Source organism: Enterobacter cloacae complex sp. 385G4 (assembly GCF_057320665.1).
On sequence record NZ_JBXWDD010000004.1, the window covers coordinates 232,929 to 251,824 of the forward strand.

The 18,896-nt window shown below is 54.0% G+C and carries 17 protein-coding genes and 2 tRNA genes; 5 read left to right on the plus strand and 14 right to left on the minus strand.

What is annotated here, in order from left to right:
* Nucleotides 1-193: 193 nt before the first annotated feature.
* From rpsO to AC2FAJ_RS14000, 7 genes are all read right to left on the minus strand, one after another.
* A complete protein-coding gene (rpsO, locus tag AC2FAJ_RS13970; RefSeq protein ID WP_003861789.1) occupies nt 194-463 on the minus strand; it encodes a 30S ribosomal protein S15 in 270 nt (89 codons plus the stop codon).
* A 154-nt stretch (nt 464-617) separates the two neighbouring features.
* The gene (truB, locus tag AC2FAJ_RS13975; protein WP_266178962.1) at nt 618-1,568 is read right to left on the minus strand and encodes a tRNA pseudouridine(55) synthase TruB; all 951 of its coding nucleotides are present in this window, start codon (nt 1,566-1,568) and stop codon (nt 618-620) included.
* Nucleotides 1,568-1,972 (minus strand): 30S ribosome-binding factor RbfA, encoded by a 405-nt coding sequence (gene rbfA, locus AC2FAJ_RS13980; RefSeq protein WP_041907887.1) that lies wholly within the window; start codon nt 1,970-1,972, stop codon nt 1,568-1,570. The genes truB and rbfA overlap by 1 nt, the downstream gene beginning before the upstream one ends.
* Nucleotides 1,973-2,073: 101 nt before the next feature.
* Nucleotides 2,074-4,761 carry a translation initiation factor IF-2 gene (infB, locus tag AC2FAJ_RS13985; RefSeq protein ID WP_041907885.1) on the minus strand — a complete coding sequence of 896 codons (2,688 nt, stop codon included), beginning with the start codon at nt 4,759-4,761 and terminating at the stop codon, nt 2,074-2,076.
* 24 nt (nt 4,762-4,785) lie between these two features.
* Complete coding sequence (gene nusA / locus AC2FAJ_RS13990) at nt 4,786-6,288, minus strand: transcription termination factor NusA (protein WP_014885374.1); 1,503 nt, start codon at nt 6,286-6,288, stop codon at nt 4,786-4,788.
* Between the two features lie 28 nt (nt 6,289-6,316).
* Entirely contained in the window at nt 6,317-6,769 is a 453-nt protein-coding gene (rimP, locus tag AC2FAJ_RS13995) for a ribosome maturation factor RimP (RefSeq protein WP_014833432.1), read from the minus strand.
* Nucleotides 6,770-6,976: 207 nt separating this feature from the next.
* Nucleotides 6,977-7,053 (minus strand) — tRNA-Met (locus tag AC2FAJ_RS14000).
* A 287-nt stretch (nt 7,054-7,340) separates the two neighbouring features.
* On the opposite strand from AC2FAJ_RS14000, the gene argG reads away from it, so the two are divergent.
* Nucleotides 7,341-8,687, plus strand: coding sequence for an argininosuccinate synthase (gene argG, locus AC2FAJ_RS14005; protein ID WP_045630724.1), 1,347 nt, complete (start codon nt 7,341-7,343; stop codon nt 8,685-8,687).
* A gap of 179 nt (nt 8,688-8,866) precedes the next feature.
* Here the strand turns inward: argG and AC2FAJ_RS14010 are convergent.
* The 6 genes from AC2FAJ_RS14010 to rlmE all read right to left on the minus strand — a co-directional run bounded on the left by AC2FAJ_RS14010 (nt 8,867) and on the right by rlmE (nt 14,459).
* A tRNA-Leu gene (locus tag AC2FAJ_RS14010) sits at nt 8,867-8,953 on the minus strand.
* A 9-nt stretch (nt 8,954-8,962) separates the two neighbouring features.
* Entirely contained in the window at nt 8,963-9,295 is a 333-nt protein-coding gene (gene secG / locus AC2FAJ_RS14015) for a preprotein translocase subunit SecG (protein ID WP_003861803.1), read from the minus strand.
* 223 nt (nt 9,296-9,518) lie between these two features.
* Nucleotides 9,519-10,856 (minus strand): phosphoglucosamine mutase, encoded by a 1,338-nt coding sequence (gene glmM / locus AC2FAJ_RS14020; protein ID WP_041907881.1) that lies wholly within the window; start codon nt 10,854-10,856, stop codon nt 9,519-9,521.
* A complete protein-coding gene (gene folP, locus AC2FAJ_RS14025; protein WP_045630725.1) occupies nt 10,849-11,697 on the minus strand; it encodes a dihydropteroate synthase in 849 nt (282 codons plus the stop codon). Before folP ends, glmM begins: the two co-directional genes overlap by 8 nt.
* Before the next feature lie 98 nt (nt 11,698-11,795).
* The gene (ftsH, locus tag AC2FAJ_RS14030; RefSeq protein ID WP_013098921.1) at nt 11,796-13,730 is read right to left on the minus strand and encodes an ATP-dependent zinc metalloprotease FtsH; all 1,935 of its coding nucleotides are present in this window, start codon (nt 13,728-13,730) and stop codon (nt 11,796-11,798) included.
* 102 nt (nt 13,731-13,832) lie between these two features.
* Nucleotides 13,833-14,459 carry a 23S rRNA (uridine(2552)-2'-O)-methyltransferase RlmE gene (gene rlmE / locus AC2FAJ_RS14035; RefSeq protein WP_003861812.1) on the minus strand — a complete coding sequence of 209 codons (627 nt, stop codon included), beginning with the start codon at nt 14,457-14,459 and terminating at the stop codon, nt 13,833-13,835.
* 127 nt (nt 14,460-14,586) lie between these two features.
* On the opposite strand from rlmE, the gene yhbY reads away from it, so the two are divergent.
* On the plus strand, nt 14,587-14,880 hold the full coding sequence (gene yhbY / locus AC2FAJ_RS14040) for a ribosome assembly RNA-binding protein YhbY (protein ID WP_003861814.1): 294 nt from the start codon (nt 14,587-14,589) through the stop codon (nt 14,878-14,880).
* 152 nt (nt 14,881-15,032) lie between these two features.
* Here yhbY and greA read toward each other — a convergent pair whose 3' ends face one another.
* On the minus strand, nt 15,033-15,509 hold the full coding sequence (greA, locus tag AC2FAJ_RS14045; RefSeq protein ID WP_006812122.1) for a transcription elongation factor GreA: 477 nt from the start codon (nt 15,507-15,509) through the stop codon (nt 15,033-15,035).
* A 228-nt stretch (nt 15,510-15,737) separates the two neighbouring features.
* On the opposite strand from greA, the gene dacB reads away from it, so the two are divergent.
* Genes dacB through pmrB form a run of 3 tightly spaced genes read left to right on the plus strand, consistent with a single transcriptional unit; the run spans nt 15,738 to nt 18,876 of the window.
* Nucleotides 15,738-17,171: a serine-type D-Ala-D-Ala carboxypeptidase gene (dacB, locus tag AC2FAJ_RS14050; RefSeq protein ID WP_028014554.1), complete on the plus strand. Its 1,434-nt coding sequence runs from the start codon at nt 15,738-15,740 to the stop codon at nt 17,169-17,171.
* A 2-nt stretch (nt 17,172-17,173) separates the two neighbouring features.
* Entirely contained in the window at nt 17,174-17,836 is a 663-nt protein-coding gene (gene pmrA / locus AC2FAJ_RS14055) for a two-component system response regulator PmrA (RefSeq protein WP_028014555.1), read from the plus strand.
* The gene (pmrB, locus tag AC2FAJ_RS14060; RefSeq protein ID WP_041907874.1) at nt 17,833-18,876 is read left to right on the plus strand and encodes a two-component system sensor histidine kinase PmrB; all 1,044 of its coding nucleotides are present in this window, start codon (nt 17,833-17,835) and stop codon (nt 18,874-18,876) included. Before pmrA ends, pmrB begins: the two co-directional genes overlap by 4 nt.
* The last annotated feature ends 20 nt before the right edge of the window (nt 18,877-18,896 follow it).

The following is an 18,896-nucleotide window of genomic DNA, read 5'->3' on the forward strand; positions in this document are numbered from 1 at the left end:
GATTTAACCCGACCTTCTTCGCATCCTCGCGACTAATGACAACCGACACCCCCATGGGTGAAGCCTCTCATTAGCCGCGCGAACCTCTGCAATGAAGATCATTTATAGCAACAATACAATAGTTTCCATTGAATTGCTGCCGTCTGGTTGAAAAAAGGGGCCATCAGGCCCCCTTTTCTGAAACTCGCAAGACTTAGCGACGCAGACCCAGACGCTCGATCAGCGCGGTGTAGCGTGCAACATCTTTACGCTTCAGGTAGTCGAGCAGTTTACGACGCTGAGAAACCATGCGCAGCAGACCACGACGGCTGTGGTGATCTTTTTTGTGCTCTGCAAAGTGACCCTGCAGGTGGTTAATCTGTGCAGTCAGCAGTGCAACCTGAACTTCGGTAGAACCGCTGTCGTTAGTACCACGACCAAACTCAGAAACGATTTTAGCTTTAGCTTCAACGCTTAGAGACATTTTCAAACTCCAAAGTATAAAAAATGTAAGGGTGCCGATCTCTAATTCAGCGACCCCATGTACGCCCCGCAGATTGTTAAACAATTTACCGGGCGTTAAGCGGCGATATTCTACTCGTCTCCCCTGCTTATCGCAAGGTGAGGCGTAATCACCGTCACGCGTCGACCGGATATTCGACGACCAGACGACGCGGCGCAACGCGCCCTTCACCGTCCATTTCGCCCATACCGATGAATTTCCCTTCGTCACCTTCCGTCACGCGTACCAGTCCATCCAGCGGCGCATCCGCCGTACGAACCGGGTTTCCGTTCTTAAAGTAAACGGACGATGTTAAAGGAAGATTAACGATCGGGAAGTCCGCTGCCGGACTGTCCATTGGCATCAGCAGTGGATCCAGCAAATCTGCTGGTTCCACTCCCTGCGCTTGTGCCTGCTCAGCCAGCGCGCGCAGCTGCTCAAGCGTCACCATGCGTTCCACCGGATATTTACTGACCGCCAGACGACGCAGATAAATCACATGCGCGCCGCAGCCCAGCTTTTCACCCAGGTCGTCGATGATGGTGCGAATATAGGTCCCTTTCGAACAGTGGACTTCCAGCTCCAGTTCGTCACCTTCGTGGCGAATGAACAGCAGCTCATACACGGTTATCGGACGGGCTTCACGCGGGACCTCAATTCCCTGGCGCGCATATTCATAGAGCTTCTTGCCCTGATATTTCAGCGCCGAATACATCGACGGCACCTGCATCGTGTCCCCGCGGAAGCTCTCCAGGGCCGCATCAAGCTGTTCGGCGCTGAAGGTCACCGGGCGCTCTTCCACCACCTGACCATCCGCGTCGGAGGTATCCGTACGCTGGCCCAGCTTAGCGATAACGCGGTAGCGTTTATCGGAATCGAGCAGGTACTGGGAAAACTTTGTCGCTTCACCCAGGCAAATCGGCAGCATGCCGGTCGCCAGCGGATCCAGCGCGCCGGTGTGGCCCGCACGGTTAGCGTTATAAATACGCTTCACTTTTTGCAGCACGTCGTTGCTGGATGCACCCTGCGGTTTATCCAGCAGCAGCACGCCATGCACGTCGCGACCGCGACGACGAGGACGACTCATCAGTCCTCCTTGCTGTCGTCCGTCGGGTTAACACGACGTTCGTCGTCATGTTTCACCACGCTGGTCACCAGGTTGGACATGCGCATACCTTCGACCAGCGAGTTGTCGTAGAAGAAGGTCAGCTCGGGAACAATACGCAGGCGCATCGCTTTGCCGAGCAGAGAGCGGATGAAACCAGAGGCTTCCTGCAGTGCTTTAATGCCGTTCTTCACCGCCGCTTCGTCCTGATCGTTCAGGAAGGTCACGAACACTTTGGCATAGGCCAGGTCACGAGACATTTCCACGCCAGAGACGGTGGTCATCATACCGATACGCGGGTCTTTGATTTCGCGTTGCAGGATGAGAGCGATCTCTTTCTGCATCTCCTGCGCCACGCGCTGTGGGCGACCAAATTCTTTCGCCATAATAAATTCTCCAGACAAAAAAGGGGCTAAAAGCCCCTTTTAAAATTATTGCCGGGTGGCACGAGGCGATCCCGGCCTACATATGGACTTATCCCTAAGGATTAGTCGATGCTGCGTTGGATCTCGATGATTTCGAACACTTCGATCATATCGCCAACGCGAACGTCGTTGTAGTTCTTAACGCCGATACCACATTCCATGCCGTTACGGACTTCGTTAACGTCATCTTTGAAGCGGCGCAGGGATTCCAGCTCGCCTTCGTAGATAACCACGTTGTCACGCAGTACGCGGATTGGGTTGTGACGCTTGATGGTACCTTCGGTAACCATACAGCCCGCGATCGCACCGAATTTCGGTGATTTGAACACGTCACGCACTTCAGCCAGACCGATGATCTGCTGTTTCAGCTCAGGAGACAGCATACCGCTCATCGCGGCTTTCACTTCGTCGATCAGGTTATAGATGACGGAGTAGTAGCGCAGATCCAGGCTTTCCGCTTCGATCACGCGGCGAGCAGATGCATCAGCACGCACGTTGAAGCCAACCAGGATAGCGTTGGATGCCGCAGCCAGGGTTGCGTCGGTTTCGGTGATACCACCTACGCCAGAACCGATGATCTTCACTTTCACTTCGTCGGTAGACAGTTTCAGCAAGGAGTCGGAGATCGCTTCCACAGAACCCTGAACGTCCGCTTTCAGAACGACGTTCACTTCGTGAACTTCGCCTTCAGCCATGTTCGCAAACATGTTCTCAAGTTTAGATTTCTGCTGACGCGCCAGCTTAACTTCACGGAATTTGCCCTGACGATACAGTGCCACTTCACGCGCTTTCTTCTCGTCACGCACAACGGTCACTTCATCACCGGCAGCCGGAACACCGGACAGACCCAGGATTTCCACTGGAATGGACGGACCTGCTTCCAGCACTTCCTGACCCAGTTCGTTACGCATCGCACGAACGCGACCGTATTCGAAGCCACACAGAACGATGTCGCCCTTGTTCAGCGTACCTTCGCGAACCAGAACCGTTGCAACCGGACCACGACCTTTATCCAGGAAGGATTCGATTACCGCACCGCTCGCCATACCTTTACGAACGGCTTTCAGCTCCAGAACTTCGGCCTGAAGCAGGATAGCGTTCAGCAGGTCGTCGATACCAGTGCCCGCTTTTGCAGATACAGGGATGAACTGGGCTTCGCCGCCCCACTCTTCCGGCATAACGCCGTACTGAGACAGTTCGTTCTTCACGCGGTCCAGATCGGCTTCTGGCTTATCGATTTTGTTGACCGCAACAACCAGAGGCACCTGCGCCGCTTTCGCGTGCTGGATAGCTTCAATGGTCTGTGGCATAACGCCATCGTCTGCTGCAACAACCAGTACAACGATATCCGTAGCCTGAGCACCACGAGCACGCATTGAGGTGAACGCTGCGTGGCCTGGGGTATCCAGGAAGGTGATCATGCCGTTTTCGGTTTCTACGTGGTAAGCACCGATGTGCTGGGTAATACCACCCGCTTCGCCGGAGGCAACTTTCGTAGAACGAATGTAGTCGAGCAGAGAGGTTTTACCGTGGTCAACGTGACCCATGATGGTCACAACCGGTGCACGCGGTTCAGCCGCAGCGCCAGTGTCACGGTCGCTCATTACTGCTTCTTCCAGCTCGTTTTCACGACGCAGGATAACTTTGTGGCCCATCTCTTCGGCAACCAGCTGTGCGGTTTCCTGGTCGATAACCTGGTTGATGGTCGCCATTGCGCCCAGCTTCATCATCGCTTTGATGACCTGAGAGCCTTTAACCGCCATCTTGTTCGCCAGATCGCCAACGGTGATGGTTTCGCCAATCACGACGTCACGGTTAACCGCCTGAGCTGGCTTCTGGAAGCCCTGCTGCAGAGAAGAACCTTTACGCTTGCCGCCTTTACCACCGCGAACCGCTGCACGAGCTTCTTCGCGGTCAGCTTTAGATTCAGCGTGTTTGTTACCTTTCTTAGCCGGACGCGCGGCTTTTGCATTACGACCACGGCCACGGCCGCCTTCTACTTCACGGTCGTTATCATCTTCAGCCTGACGCGCATGCTGAGAAGTGGTCACGTGATAGTCGCTGGTGTCTTCAGTCGGTTCAGCGGTATTCACGCCATTCTTCTCGTTTTCTTCTGCCATACGGCGCGCTTCTTCAGCGACGCGGCGAGCTTCTTCTTCCAGCTTACGGCGGGCTTCTTCTTCCGCTTTACGCTTCAGCTCGGCAGCTTCATTTTCACGGCGGGCTTTTTCAGCCTGGGCGGTTTTGGTCATTTCGTCTGTCTGTTGATTGCTCACTTTGTCTTTTTCCGCAGCGTCACGCTTCACTTTATCACTGGCGTCGCGTTTCGCTTTTTCTGCGGCCTCACGTTCAGCTTTTAATTCTGCTTCACGTTTGGCGGCTGCTTCCGCCTCACGCTGAGCTTGTTCTTCCGCTTCACGCTGTGCCTGCTCTTCCGCGGCAAGGCGTTCTGCCTCTTGCGGATCACGTTTTACAAAGGTGCGCGTCTTGCGGACTTCAATTTGTACCGATTTGCTTTTGCCACCGGTACCAGGGATGTTTAACGTGCTGCGCGTTTTGCGCTGCAGCGTTAACTTGTCAGGCGTAGAACCGTGTTCGCGGTTCAGGTGCGTTAACAAGGTTTGTTTTTCTTGCGCGGTCACCGAGTCATCAGCGGACTTCGGGATCCCTGCATCAGCAAATTGCTGTACCAGGCGGTCCACGGAGGTCTGAATCTCAGCAGCCAGCGATTTTACAGTTACATCAGTCATGCTGTTCCTTCCTGCTACAGTTTATTACGCTTCGTCGCCGAACCAGCAAATATTACGTGCGGCCATGATGAGTTCGCCGGCTTTCTCGTCGGTTAAACCTTCGATATCGGCCAGGTCATCAACGCCTTGCTCAGCGAGATCTTCCAGCGTACAAACACCACGGGCAGCCAGCTTGAACGCAATCGCACGATCAAGACCTTCCAGATTCAGCAGGTCATCAGCCGGCTTCTTATCGCCAAGGCTTTCTTCCTGAGCCAGTGCCAGGGTGGTCAGTGCGTTTTTAGCGCGTTCACGCAGGGCTTCAACGGTTGGCTCATCCAGACCGTCAATTTCCAGCAGCTCTTTCATTGGCACATAGGCCAGTTCTTCCAGCGTAGAGAAACCTTCTTCGACCAGAACAGTGGCGAAGTCTTCGTCAATGTCGAGGTATTTGGTGAAGGTATCGATCGCCGCATGGGCTTCAGCCTGATGCTTAGCCTGCAGGTCATCAACGGTCATGACGTTGAGTTCCCAGCCGCTCAGCTGTGACGCCAGGCGTACGTTCTGACCGTTACGGCCAATCGCTTGCGCCAGGTTGCCCGCTTCAACAGCGATATCCATGGTGTGTTTGTCTTCGTCAACAACGATAGACGCGACATCAGCCGGAGCCATTGCGTTGATCACGAACTGCGCCGGGTTGTCGTCCCACAGAACGATATCAATACGCTCGCCGCCCAGTTCGGTAGAAACCGCCTGAACGCGCGCACCGCGCATACCGACGCAAGCACCGACCGGGTCGATACGCTTGTCGTTGGTTTTCACCGCAATTTTCGCACGAGAGCCTGGATCGCGAGCTGCTGCTTTGATCTCAATAACTTCTTCGCCGATTTCCGGCACTTCGATGCGGAACAGTTCAACCAGCATTTCTGGTTTAGAACGGGTCACGAACAGCTGTGCACCACGCGCTTCAGGGCGCACGGCGTACAGAACACCACGAATACGGTCGCCCGGGCGGAAGTTTTCACGCGGCAGCATGTCTTCACGCAGGATCACGGCTTCAGCGTTGCCCGGCATCCCTTCGGATTTAATTTCCAGAGAGATGTTGTCACGGTTCACTTTCTTCACCACGCCAGTGATGATTTCGCCTTCCTGATCGCGGAACTGATCGACAACCAGCGCGCGCTCGGCTTCGCGCACTTTCTGCACGATAACCTGCTTAGCGGTCTGGGTGGTGATACGGTCGAAGGTCACAGATTCAATCTGATCTTCAACGTAGTCACCCACGTTCAGACTTTCGTCTTCAAAACGTGCCGCTTCCAGGGTGATCTCTTTGGTCGGCTGGGTCACTTCTTCAACGATTACCCAACGACGGAATGTATCGAAGTCACCGCTTTTACGATCGATTTCTACGCGAACATCGATCTCTTGTTCGTATTTTTTCTTGGTTGCTGTAGCCAGTGCACTTTCCAGCGCTTCGAAAATTTTCTCACGCGGCAGTGATTTCTCGTTGGAGACGGCTTCAACAACAGCCAAAATTTCTTTGTTCATCGCGGGCTTTTCACCTCAATCCAGACTGTTAAAAGTGGGGAACCAGGTTCGCCTTCTGGATATTACTCAGCGCGAACACTTCATCTTTGCCTTCGACTGTTACCGTGATCATTTCACCATCAACGGCTTTGATAATTCCCTGCCATTTACGGCGGTTCTGTACGGCCATACGCAGAACGAGAGCCACTTCTTCACCGGTAAAGCGCACATAGTGCTCGGCCGTGAACATCGGGCGATCCAGGCCAGGTGAGGAAACTTCCAGGTTGTACGCAACGGTAATCGGGTCTTCAACATCAAGAACCGCACTCACCTGGTGGCTGACATCAGCACAATCATCAACATTGATGCCATCTTCACTATCAATATAGATGCGCAGCGTCGATGTACGGCCGCGAACGAATTCGATGCCGACCAGTTCGTAGCCCAGTGCTTCGACCGGTGCAGTAATCATCTCTGTTAATTTTTGCTCTAATGTGGACAAGCCCACCCCCAAGACATAAAAAAAGGGCGTAAAGCCCAGTTATTCTGTAGTCAGATAACAAAAAACCCCGATAAATCGGGGCTTTAGATAACTGAACCCTATAGCCACAACTGTGGCCTGGAGCACTCTCCGAAAGAATTTTTTCAAATCCAGCTACGAAGGCTCTAAGTCTTCACAGTATATTTGAAAAAGAACTTTATGGGAAAGTGGTTGCGGGGGCCGGATTTGAACCGACGACCTTCGGGTTATGAGCCCGACGAGCTACCAGGCTGCTCCACCCCGCGCCTGAAACGTGGCAAATTCTACGCGTTTTGGACAGAATTTGCAAATAATGCTGGGATTTGGTACCGAAGACGGGACGTAAAATCGGCGTTTAGTATATTGATAGTTGACCCCACCTGTCAACCCAGCTTCCGCCAGAGAGAACAGACCAAATTTTTTACAAAAAACGCATGAGTCTCTTCCGGTATTCGATAAAAGATGATTAAATGAATACTCACTTATTTTGCATAAAAATGCACAAGAGAGCGAAAGCGGTCTCTAATCAGTCAATCAAGCAGGGTTTTATTCTATGACGACGATTCTCAAGCATCTTCCGGTAGGACAACGTATTGGCATCGCTTTCTCAGGCGGCCTGGATACCAGCGCTGCACTGCTGTGGATGCGCCAGAAGGGAGCGGTTCCGTATGCATATACTGCGAACCTGGGTCAGCCGGATGAGGACGATTACGATGCTATTCCTCGTCGCGCTAAAGAGTATGGCGCAGAAAACGCGCGACTGATTGACTGCCGTAAGCAACTGGTTGCTGAAGGTATCGCCGCTATTCAGTGCGGTGCGTTCCATAACACCACGGGCGGCCTGACCTATTTCAACACCACCCCGCTGGGTCGTGCCGTCACCGGCACCATGCTGGTTGCCGCCATGAAAGAAGATGGCGTAAACATCTGGGGTGACGGCAGCACCTATAAAGGCAACGATATCGAACGTTTCTATCGTTATGGCCTGCTGACCAACGCGGAGCTGCAGATCTACAAGCCGTGGCTGGACACCGACTTCATCGACGAGCTGGGTGGTCGTCATGAGATGTCTGAGTTTATGATTGCCTGCGGCTTTGACTACAAAATGTCCGTTGAGAAAGCCTACTCTACCGACTCCAACATGCTGGGCGCGACGCACGAAGCGAAGGACCTGGAATTCCTGAACTCCAGCGTGAAGATCGTTAACCCGATCATGGGCGTGAAGTTCTGGGACGAGAGCGTGAAGATCCCGGCAGAAGAAGTGACCGTTCGTTTCGAACGTGGTCATCCGGTTGCCCTGAACGGCAAGACCTTCTCTGACGACGTTGAACTGATGCTGGAAGCAAACCGCATCGGCGGTCGTCACGGTCTGGGCATGAGCGATCAGATTGAAAACCGTATCATCGAAGCGAAAAGCCGCGGTATCTATGAAGCTCCGGGGATGGCGCTGCTGCACATCGCTTACGAGCGTCTGCTGACCGGTATTCACAACGAAGACACCATCGAGCAGTATCACTCTCATGGTCGTCAACTGGGCAAACTGCTGTATCAGGGTCGCTGGTTCGATCCGCAGGCGCTGATGCTGCGTGACGCGCTGCAGCGTTGGGTAGCGAGCGCGATCACCGGTGAAGTGACGCTGGAACTGCGTCGTGGTAACGACTACTCCATTCTTAACACCGTGTCGGACAACCTGACCTATAAAGCCGAGCGTCTGACCATGGAAAAAGGTGAGTCTGTGTTTTCTCCGGACGACCGTATTGGTCAGTTGACCATGCGTAACCTGGACATCACCGATACCCGTGAGAAACTGTTCAACTACGTTGAGAATGGTCTGCTCTCTGCGAATTCCGGTAACGGCCTGCCGCAGGTTGAAAACCTGGAGAATAACGATAAGAAGTAATCGCTGATGTAACATGCAAAAGGCGCCCAATGGGCGCCTTTTTTTTTGGTTTTTGTAGGGCGGGTAAGCGCAGCGCCACCCGCCATTTTGCCCGGTGGCGCTGCGCTTAACGGGCCTACGAAAGGCAAAAGCTACAGACGAAAAAAAAGACGTCTTGCGACGTCTTTCTTCTGGAATATTGGTACCGAGGATGGGACTCGAACCCACAAGCCCGTTAGGGCACTACCACCTCAAGGTAGCGTGTCTACCAATTCCACCACCTCGGTACGGAATACTTACTGCGGGATATCGCTGGTTGGCTTAGCCGGTGCAGCTGGCTGAGTCTGCTCAGTTTTGGCTGGCGCGCTCAGATTTTCCCACTCACTTCCTTTGCTGGTCTTGTTGCTGTTGATATTGCCCAGCACCAGACTGATGATGAAGAACAGCGTAGCCAGAATCGCCGTCGTGCGGGTCATGAAGTTCGCAGAACCACTTGAACCGAACAGCGTACCGGAAGCGCCTGCTCCGAAGGAGGCTCCCATATCAGCGCCTTTACCTTGCTGCAGCATAATCAGCGCTACGAGAGCGATGGCTACAATAAGGAAAATAACTAAAAGAGCTTCGTACATAATCAACCTGTTCCTTGCGGATTTGCCGCATACCAATGCTTCGACCAATTAGCAGGATTTTTGTTTCCCACTGAAGCGGGTGTGAATACTAACCAAAGCGAATCACCTTCGCAAGGGCATTTTCGACGCATTGTATCAACTGCGGAAAAAAACAGCAAAAAGCCATTAATTGCTTAAAACAAAGGCGGCAAACGCCGCCTTTTTAAACATTTAGCATGCAAGATTATGCAGCTTTTACGGCATCAGCAATACGGTGCGCAAATTCGGTGACCTGCGCTTCGTCTTCGCCTTCCACCATCACGCGGATCAGTGGTTCGGTACCGGACTTACGCAGCAGCACGCGTCCACGGCTGCCCAGCGCCGCTTCAACCTCAGCCATCACCGCTTTCACGTTGTCATTTTCCAGCGGATCGCCTTTACCCGCAGTGAAACGCACGTTCACCAGGATCTGCGGGAACATTTTCATCCCGCTGCACAGATCGTGCAGGCTCATATGGTTGCGCGCCATCGCGGCAACCACCTGAAGCGCGGCAACAATGCCGTCACCGGTAGTGGTTTTGTCGAGCAGGATCACGTGGCCGGAGTTCTCAGCACCAATGCGCCAGCCCTTCTCCTGGAGTTTTTCCAGCACGTAGCGGTCGCCCACTTTCGCGCGAACAAACGGAATACCGAGCTGTTTCAGCGCCAGCTCCAGACCCATGTTGCTCATCAACGTCCCAACCGCGCCGCCGCGCAGCTGCCCCTGGCGCAGGCCTTCACGGGCAATGATGTAGAGGATCTGATCGCCGTCGACTTTATTACCTTCGTGGTCAACCATGATCACGCGGTCACCGTCGCCGTCCAGGGCAATACCCAGATCGGCTTTTTCCGCCAGCACGCGCGCCTGCAGGGCGCGCACGTCCGTCGCCCCGACTTCTTCGTTAATATTCAGACCATCCGGCTCGCAGCCGATGGCGATCACTTTCGCACCCAGCTCGCGGAAGACATTCGGCGCGATGTGATAGGTCGCACCGTTCGCACAGTCCACCACAATTTTAAGATGCGCCAGGCTCAGCTCGTTCGGGAAGGTGCCTTTGCAGAATTCGATATAACGACCCGCCGCATCGACGATACGGTTCGCTTTACCCAGCTCGGCGGAATCAACACAGGTGATCTCTTTTTCCATTTCGGCTTCAATGGCCTCTTCCACTTCGTCCGGCAGCTTAGTGCCGTCAATGGAGAAGAACTTGATGCCGTTGTCGTAGAACGGGTTATGAGACGCCGAGATCACAATTCCCGCTTCCGCGCGGAAGGTGCGCGTAAGGTAGGCAACAGCAGGCGTTGGCATTGGGCCAGTAAAAGAGGCTGAAAGCCCTGCAGCCGCCAGACCCGCTTCCAACGCAGATTCCAGCATATAGCCCGAAATACGGGTATCTTTACCAATAATGATCTTACGTGAGCCATGACGCGCCAGCACCTTGCCGGCAGCCCAGCCGAGCTTCAGAACAAAATCAGGGGTAATTGGAGCATCGCCTACGCGCCCACGGATACCATCGGTACCAAAATACTTACGATTACTCATAGCGTTTGTTTTCCTTCGCTGCCAGTGTGGCTTCCACCACACGCATGGCTTCTACTGTTTCTTTGACGTCATGGACACGGATAATGTGCGCGCCTTGCATCGCCGCAATTACCGCGCAGGCCAGGCTGCCACTCAGGCGCTCGCTCGGTCCTACATTCAGCAATTGACCAATCATCGACTTTCTCGACATCCCCACCAGCAGCGGCAGACCAAAGTGATGAAATTCCGATAAGCGCGCAAGCAACGCATAATTGTGTGAGAGATTTTTACCGAAACCGAACCCCGGGTCGAGCAGCAATTTCTCTTTTGCGATACCTGCACGCTCACAGCGTTCAATATGCTCAATAAAGAAGCGATTCACGTCGGCAAAGACATCATCATACTTCGGCGCTTCCTGCATGGTTTTCGGTTGCCCCTGCATGTGCATCAGGCATACCGGCAGGCCGGTTTCTGCAGCGGCCTCGATCGCACCCGGTTCGGTCAGCGAGCGGATATCATTGATAATGTGAGCGCCCACTCTCGCCACTTCACGGATCACTTCTGGTTTGGACGTGTCGACGGAGATCCACACCTCGAAACGTTGCGCGATTGCCTCAACCACCGGCACCACGCGCGCCAGCTCTTCTTCCACCGAAACATCTGCCGCGCCGGGACGCGTCGATTCACCGCCCACATCAATGATGGTGGCACCCGCGTTGATCATTAGATTTGCGTGCTTAACCGCGTCGATAAGCGTGTTATGCGTGCCGCCGTCAGAGAAGGAGTCAGGGGTAACATTCAGGATCCCCATCACGTGCGGATGTGAAAGATCGAGATGCGTGTCCTGGGCGAAGAGTTTCATGGTTAAATCCCTGGTTTTAGTATGGTTTAACGGAAAAGAAAAACCCCGGAGCAAGCTCCAGGGTTTGGGGTACAGACAAACGCTTCAACAGCAGTGACTTACTTGTCGCCCAACTGCTCTGACATGGTGTTGCCCGGGTTTGGCGTACGCGGTTCATCGACCGGACGCGGCGCGCGCGGGGTACCATTGTTGTCAGAATTGTTGGAAGCGCCTGGGTCTTCCCAGCCAGCTGGCGGACGCACTTCGCGGCGAGCCATCAGGTCGTCAATCTGCGGTGCATCGATGGTCTCATATTTCATGAGCGCATCTTTCATCGAATGCAGAATGTCCATATTGTCGTTCAGGATCTGACGCGCGCGACCGTAGTTACGTTCAATCAGCGCTTTCACTTCCTGGTCGATGATACGTGCCGTCTCATCAGACATATGTTTTGCTTTCGCCACGGAGCGGCCCAGGAATACTTCACCCTCTTCCTCTGCATACAGCAGCGGACCGAGTTTGTCGGAGAAGCCCCACTGAGTGACCATGTTACGCGCCAGGTTTGTCGCCACTTTAATGTCGTTCGACGCACCGGTAGAAACGTGTTCTGGACCGTAGATGATCTCTTCTGCCAGACGACCGCCGTACAGGGTCGAAATCTGGCTTTCCAGCTTCTGACGGCTGGCGCTGATCGCGTCGCCCTCAGGCAGGAAGAAGGTCACACCCAGCGCACGGCCGCGCGGAATAATCGTTACCTTGTGTACCGGATCGTGTTCCGGCACCAGGCGACCGATAATCGCGTGACCCGCTTCGTGGTAAGCCGTGGACTCTTTCTGCGCTTCCGTCATCACCATGGAGCGACGTTCCGCACCCATCATGATTTTGTCTTTCGCTTTCTCGAACTCCACCATGGAGACCACGCGCTTGTTACCGCGAGCGGCAAACAGTGCAGCTTCGTTGACCAGGTTAGCCAGGTCCGCACCGGAGAAGCCCGGGGTACCGCGCGCAATGATTGCCGCGTCGATATCTGGCGCCAGCGGTACGCGACGCATGTGCACTTTCAGAATCTGTTCACGACCACGAACATCCGGCAGACCGACAACAACCTGACGGTCGAAACGGCCTGGACGCAGCAGCGCAGGGTCAAGTACGTCCGGACGGTTAGTCGCCGCGATAACGATAATACCTTCGTTACCTTCGAAGCCGTCCATCTCAACCAGCATCTGGTTCAGGGTCTGCTCACGCTCATCGTGACCACCGCCCAGGCCCGCGCCACGCTGGCGGCCTACGGCGTCGATTTCATCGATAAAGATGATGCACGGTGCTGCCTTCTTGGCCTGCTCGAACATGTCACGCACACGAGATGCACCGACACCCACGAACATTTCAACGAAGTCAGAACCTGAAATAGTAAAGAACGGCACCTTCGCTTCACCCGCGATGGCTTTCGCCAGCAGGGTTTTACCGGTACCCGGAGGGCCTACCATCAAGACGCCTTTCGGGATCTTACCGCCCAGTTTCTGGAAACGGCTCGGCTCGCGCAGGTATTCAACCAGTTCACCCACTTCTTCTTTTGCTTCGTCACAACCGGCGACGTCAGCAAACGTGGTCTTGATCTGGTCTTCCGTCAGCATACGCGCCTTGCTCTTACCGAACGACATGGCACCTTTGCCACCGCCGCCCTGCATCTGGCGCATAAAGAAGATCCAGACGCCGATAAGAAGTAGCATCGGGAACCAGGAAATGAAGATAGAAGCCAGCAGGCTTGGTTCTTCTGGCGGCTCGCCTACCACTTTGACGTTTTTGGTCAGAAGGTTATCAAGCAGCTTAGGATCGTTCACCGGGATGTAAGTCGTGTAACGGTTACTATCTTTCTTGGTAACGTTGATCTCACGTCCGTTGATACGCGCTTCGCGAACCTGGTCCTGATTGACCTCTTGCAGGAAGGTAGAATAATCCACCTTGCGGCCATTCGACTCGCTGGGCCCAAAGCTCTGGAATACTGACATCAGCACAACGGCAATGACCAGCCAGAGTATTAGGTTTTTCGCCATGTCACTCAAGGGATTAACCTCATATTACAACTGTGTTAAAAACAGCGTCAGGATACTCTATATCCAGTTTCATTCAAACTTTCGTCTGAAATCTCCCGGTTATCATTTTCGCCCGGTCGCTACAATATACACTTCACGGGAACGGGCCCGGGAAGAGTCCGGCTTACGAACTTTGACCTTCGCAAACAGGGAGCGAATTTCCTTAAGATACTCCTCGAAACCTTCGCCCTGAAACACCTTCACAACAAAACTACCACCAGGCGCTAGTACATCACGACACATTTCTAACGCTAGCTCCACCAGATACATGGCGCGGGGGATATCCACCGCCGGTGTTCCGCACATATTTGGTGCCATATCCGACATGACAACCTGGACCTTACTGTCACCAACACGATCAAGTAACGCTTTCAGCACTAATTCATCACGAAAGTCGCCCTGAAGGAAGTCGACACCAACGATGGGATCCATTGGTAAAAGATCGCACGCAATGATTCGGCCCGTTCCGCCGATCTGCGTTACCGCATACTGGGACCATCCGCCAGGTGCCGCACCGAGGTCGACAACCGTCATCCCCGGCTTAAAAAGTTTGTCACTTTGCTGTATTTCATCAAGTTTAAACCAGGCACGGGAACGTAACCCCTTTTTCTGTGCCTGTTGAACATATTTATCGCTAAAGTGTTCCTGAAGCCAGCGGCTGGAACTGGCAGAACGCTTTTTACCTGTCATTTAACATTTCCGTCCTGGTTCATCGTTGCTTGCCTGTGACGTAAATTTCTACGCAGCTATTTGGCGATATAAGGGAGATGGCGGTAGAATGAACCGTTTTCAATCCCAACGTAAGCAAAAATATACGATGAATCTGAGTACTAAACAAAAACAGCACCTTAAAGGTCTGGCACATCCGCTCAAGCCTGTAGTCATGCTTGGCAACAATGGTTTGACCGAAGGGGTGCTTGCCGAGATTGAACAAGCGCTGGAACACCACGAGCTGATCAAGGTGAAAATCGCCTCTGAAGACAGAGACACTAAAAACCTGATCGTGGAAGCCATCGTGCGCGAAACCGGCGCCTGTAATGTACAGGTCATCGGTAAAACGCTGGTGCTCTATCGCCCATCTAAAGAGCGTAAAATCTCGCTGCCACGCTAAGGATATCCTGAATCAATCACATTTTCTGTGTGAAACGAGGGATTTCTTTCAGCAGGCTCAGCAAAATGCCATGCTCCTTGAGTTGATAAAAGGCCGCTATGCGGCCTTTTTCTTTTCTTTACAATGTATCAACATCTTAGTAGAGAAGCGAATTACAGGTATTCAACCTTGATAATTTCGTATTCCACTTCACCGCCAGGGGTGCGGATGGTGACAACATCGTCCTGCTCTTTGCCAATCAGGCCGCGAGCAATGGGTGAGTTCACCGAAATCAGGTTCTGTTTGAAGTCTGCTTCATCATCGCCCACGATGCGATAGGTTTGCTCTTCATCGTTGTCGAGGTTCAGAACGCTGACGGTAGAACCAAAGATCACGCGACCGTTGTTAGGCATTTTGGTGATATCGATAACCTGCGCATTAGACAGTTTCGCTTCGATATCTTTAATGCGCCCTTCACAGAAACCCTGCTGCTCGCGCGCCGCATGGTATTCAGCATTCTCTTTCAGGTCGCCATGCTCACGGGCTTCCGCGATAGCGGCGATGATTTCAGGGCGACGCACGGATTTCAGGAAATCCAGCTCTTCGCGCAATTTTTCGGCACCACGTAAGGTCATCGGAATAGCTTGCATTTGTTATACCTCTTAAACATTCCTGTTGGGAGCAGTGTTCCCTGCTCCTGCCCCCCGAAGCGGGCAAGAAGCAAAAAGAAAACCGACCCGGGAGCGACGCCCCAGGTCAGCAGCAATTTTTCAATTTGATACGCATTTTACCGCGAAGTTCACTATGGGTCATCGTTTACTTTGCAGTGCCATGCACCGTAGTATGACGGTTTGTTTTCGGGTTGTTAGCGCGAGATTATGCGATTTTCCAGTTTTATCATCGGATTGACTACCAGTATAACGTTCACCGCCCAGGCCGCGAATGTTGATGAGTACATTAATCAGCTACCCGCAGGCGCGAACCTCGCCCTGATGGTGCAGAAGGTTGGCGCACAGGCTCCCGAGATTGACTATCACAGTCAACAGATGGCGCTGCCTGCCAGTACCCAGAAGGTGATCACTGCCCTCGCCGCCCTGCTCCAACTCGGGCCTGACTTCCGTTTTACCACCACGCTTGAAACCAAAGGTAACGTCGACGGTGGCGAACTGAAAGGCGATCTTATCGCCCGTTTCGGTGGCGATCCCACCTTTAAGCGCCAGGATATCCGCAACATGGTAGCGGTGTTGAAAAAATCCGGCGTGACAAAAATCGATGGCAACGTGCTGATCGATACCTCCATTTTTGCCAGCCACGATAAAGCACCAGGCTGGCCGTGGAACGACATGACGCAGTGCTTTAGCGCCCCGCCAGCCGCCGCGATTGTTGACCGCAACTGCTTCTCGATTTCCCTTTACAGCGCGCCCAAGCCGGATGATTTAGCGTTCATTCGCGTGGCATCTTACTATCCGGTGACCATGTTTAGCCAGGTGCGAACGCTGGCTAAAGGCTCCCCTGATGCCCAGTACTGCGAACTGGACGTGGTGCCTGGCGATCTTAACCGCTACACCCTCACCGGCTGCCTGACGCAGCGCGCCGATCCCCTGCCGCTGGCCTTCGCGATTCAGGATGGCGCAAGCTATGCGGGTGCGATTCTCAAGGATGAGCTGAAGCAGGCGGGAATAACCTACTCCGGCACGCTGCTACGCCAGACGCAGGTCAACCAGCCCGGAACGGTCATTGCCAGCAAACAGTCGCCACCGCTGCACGATTTGCTGCGAATTATGCTGAAAAAGTCTGACAACATGATTGCCGACACCGTGTTCCGCATGATTGGCCACGCGCGTTTCGGCGTGCCGGGAACCTGGCGCGCGGGCTCAGACGCTGTTCGTCAGATCCTGCGCCAGCAGGCGGGAATCGATCTGGGTAACACTATCGCCGTTGATGGTTCAGGATTATCGCGTCATAACCTGATTGCCCCGGCCACCATGATGCAGGTGCTTCAGTACATTGCACAACATGACACTGAGCTAAACTTTATCTCAATGCTGCCGCTTGCCGGACACGACGGTTCGCTGCAGTACCGCGCCGGGCTTCACGCGGCGGGTGTGGATGGCAAAGTCTCCGCGAAAACAGGTTCACTGCAGGGGGTGTATAACCTGGCAGGGTTCATCACGACCGCCAGCGGACAGCGCATGGCATTCGTGCAGTATCTTTCCGGCTATGCCGTCGAACCGACCGACCAGCGCAACCGCCGTATTCCACTGGTTCGCTTCGAAAGCAGGCTTTATAAAGACATCTACCAGAATAACTAGCGATGAAACTACTTATAGTTGAAGACGATCTGTTATTACAGGAAGGACTGGCTCTGGGACTCGCCAATGAAGGCTATGCCCTGGACTGTGCCGGCACCGCGGCAGAAGCAGATGCCCTGATCCAGAGCGGCGAATACAGCCTGGTGATCCTTGACCTGGGCTTGCCGGACAAAGACGGCGCGACGCTGCTTACCCAGTGGCGTCGCCGGGGCATCGCCAATCCGGTGTTAATCCTGACGGCACGCGACGCCATTGAAGATCGTATTACCGGCCTTGATGCTGGCGCCGATGATTACCTGGTGAAGCCCTTTGCGCTTGCAGAACTTCAGGCTCGGGTGCGAGCGTTAATACGCCGTTATCAGGGCCATAGTGATAACTTACTAACCGACGGGGACATTACCCTGAATCTGCAAACCCAGCAGGTATTGCGCCAGTCCCAGCCCGTTGAAGTCACACCAAAAGAGTTCGCCTTGCTGACGCGTCTGATCATGCGCAGCGGACAAACGGTACACAGAGAAACCCTTCAGCAGGATATCTATTCCTGGCAGGACGATCCGGGGTCAAATACCCTGGAAGTCCACATCCACAACCTGCGTCGTAAGCTCGGCAAAGACCGGATTAAAACCGTCCGCGGCGTTGGCTACCGCCTGGAGAGTCAGAAATGAACAGCATGCGTCGGCGATTAATGGTGTTGCTGGCGGTCATTCTGTTATTTTTCCAGCTGATAAGCGTCATTTGGTTGTGGCACGAAAGCCGCGAGCAGATTGGCTTTCTGGTGAACGAAACGCTGTCGGCAAAATCGCGTAACAACCACGTCGAGAAAGAGATCCGCGAAGCGATTGCCTCGCTGCTGGTTCCTTCTCTGGTGATGGTTGGGTTTACGTTGTTTTTCTCGTTCTGGGCGGTCACCTGGATAACCCGACCGCTGAACAAACTGCGCGTGAGCCTGGCTAACCGTTCGGCGGATAACCTAACCCCACTTCCTATGTATTCCGACATGGAAGAAATCGGCGCCGTTACCACCTCGCTCAATCAGCTACTCGCCAGGCTGGACAGTACCATTCAGCAGGAGCGTCTCTTCACGGCTGACGCCGCCCATGAACTGCGAACGCCTCTTGCCGGAATCAGGCTCCATCTGGAGCTCATGGCCCAGTCAGGCTCTACGCAGGCCACGACGCTCATCAGCCGTATTGACCAGCTAATGCACACCGTTGAGCAACTGCTGATGCTGGCCCGTGCAGGACAGGCAATGGCGAGCGGCCACTATGAAACCATCAACTGGACGGACACCATTATCACGCCTCTTGGTCTTGAGCATGAAGCCAAAGAGCATACGGTGATTTGGCCTGCTAAAAGCGCGCTCACGGTTCAGGGAGACGCGGTACTGCTGCGGCTGATGCTGCGCAACCTGCTGGAGAATGCCGGGCGCTACAGCCCGACAGGCACCACGATTACCGTGACGCTTACCGAGGTCGAAGGCGGTACGCAGCTCAGTGTTATCGATCAGGGGCCTGGTATTGACGAAGCGCATCGACAGTCGATCACGGAGCCGTTCCGTCGCCTCGATCAGCGTTACGGCGGCAGCGGCCTGGGCCTGAGTATCGTACAGCGCATCCTGCAACTTCATCACGGTAAGCTGATGCTGGAGAATGGTGCTGAAGGCGGCCTGATAGCAAGCTGCTGGCTGCCCTCAACGCTGGAATGAAAAAAGCCCCCTGATGGGGG

Coding starts and splice junctions, on each gene's coding strand:
- nusA (WP_014885374.1), bottom strand. CDS start 6,288: ATGAACAAAGAAATTTTGGCTGTTGTTGAAGCCGTCTCCAACGAGAAA.
- rpsO (WP_003861789.1), bottom strand. CDS start 463: ATGTCTCTAAGCGTTGAAGCTAAAGCTAAAATCGTTTCTGAGTTTGGT.
- dacB (WP_028014554.1), top strand. CDS start 15,738: ATGCGATTTTCCAGTTTTATCATCGGATTGACTACCAGTATAACGTTC.
- truB (WP_266178962.1), bottom strand. CDS start 1,568: ATGAGTCGTCCTCGTCGTCGCGGTCGCGACGTGCATGGCGTGCTGCTG.
- ftsH (WP_013098921.1), bottom strand. CDS start 13,730: ATGGCGAAAAACCTAATACTCTGGCTGGTCATTGCCGTTGTGCTGATG.
- secG (WP_003861803.1), bottom strand. CDS start 9,295: ATGTACGAAGCTCTTTTAGTTATTTTCCTTATTGTAGCCATCGCTCTC.
- rlmE (WP_003861812.1), bottom strand. CDS start 14,459: ATGACAGGTAAAAAGCGTTCTGCCAGTTCCAGCCGCTGGCTTCAGGAA.
- rbfA (WP_041907887.1), bottom strand. CDS start 1,972: ATGGCGAAAGAATTTGGTCGCCCACAGCGCGTGGCGCAGGAGATGCAG.
- glmM (WP_041907881.1), bottom strand. CDS start 10,856: ATGAGTAATCGTAAGTATTTTGGTACCGATGGTATCCGTGGGCGCGTA.
- folP (WP_045630725.1), bottom strand. CDS start 11,697: ATGAAACTCTTCGCCCAGGACACGCATCTCGATCTTTCACATCCGCAC.
- pmrB (WP_041907874.1), top strand. CDS start 17,833: ATGAACAGCATGCGTCGGCGATTAATGGTGTTGCTGGCGGTCATTCTG.
- argG (WP_045630724.1), top strand. CDS start 7,341: ATGACGACGATTCTCAAGCATCTTCCGGTAGGACAACGTATTGGCATC.
- yhbY (WP_003861814.1), top strand. CDS start 14,587: ATGAATCTGAGTACTAAACAAAAACAGCACCTTAAAGGTCTGGCACAT.
- greA (WP_006812122.1), bottom strand. CDS start 15,509: ATGCAAGCTATTCCGATGACCTTACGTGGTGCCGAAAAATTGCGCGAA.
- pmrA (WP_028014555.1), top strand. CDS start 17,174: ATGAAACTACTTATAGTTGAAGACGATCTGTTATTACAGGAAGGACTG.
- infB (WP_041907885.1), bottom strand. CDS start 4,761: ATGACTGATGTAACTGTAAAATCGCTGGCTGCTGAGATTCAGACCTCC.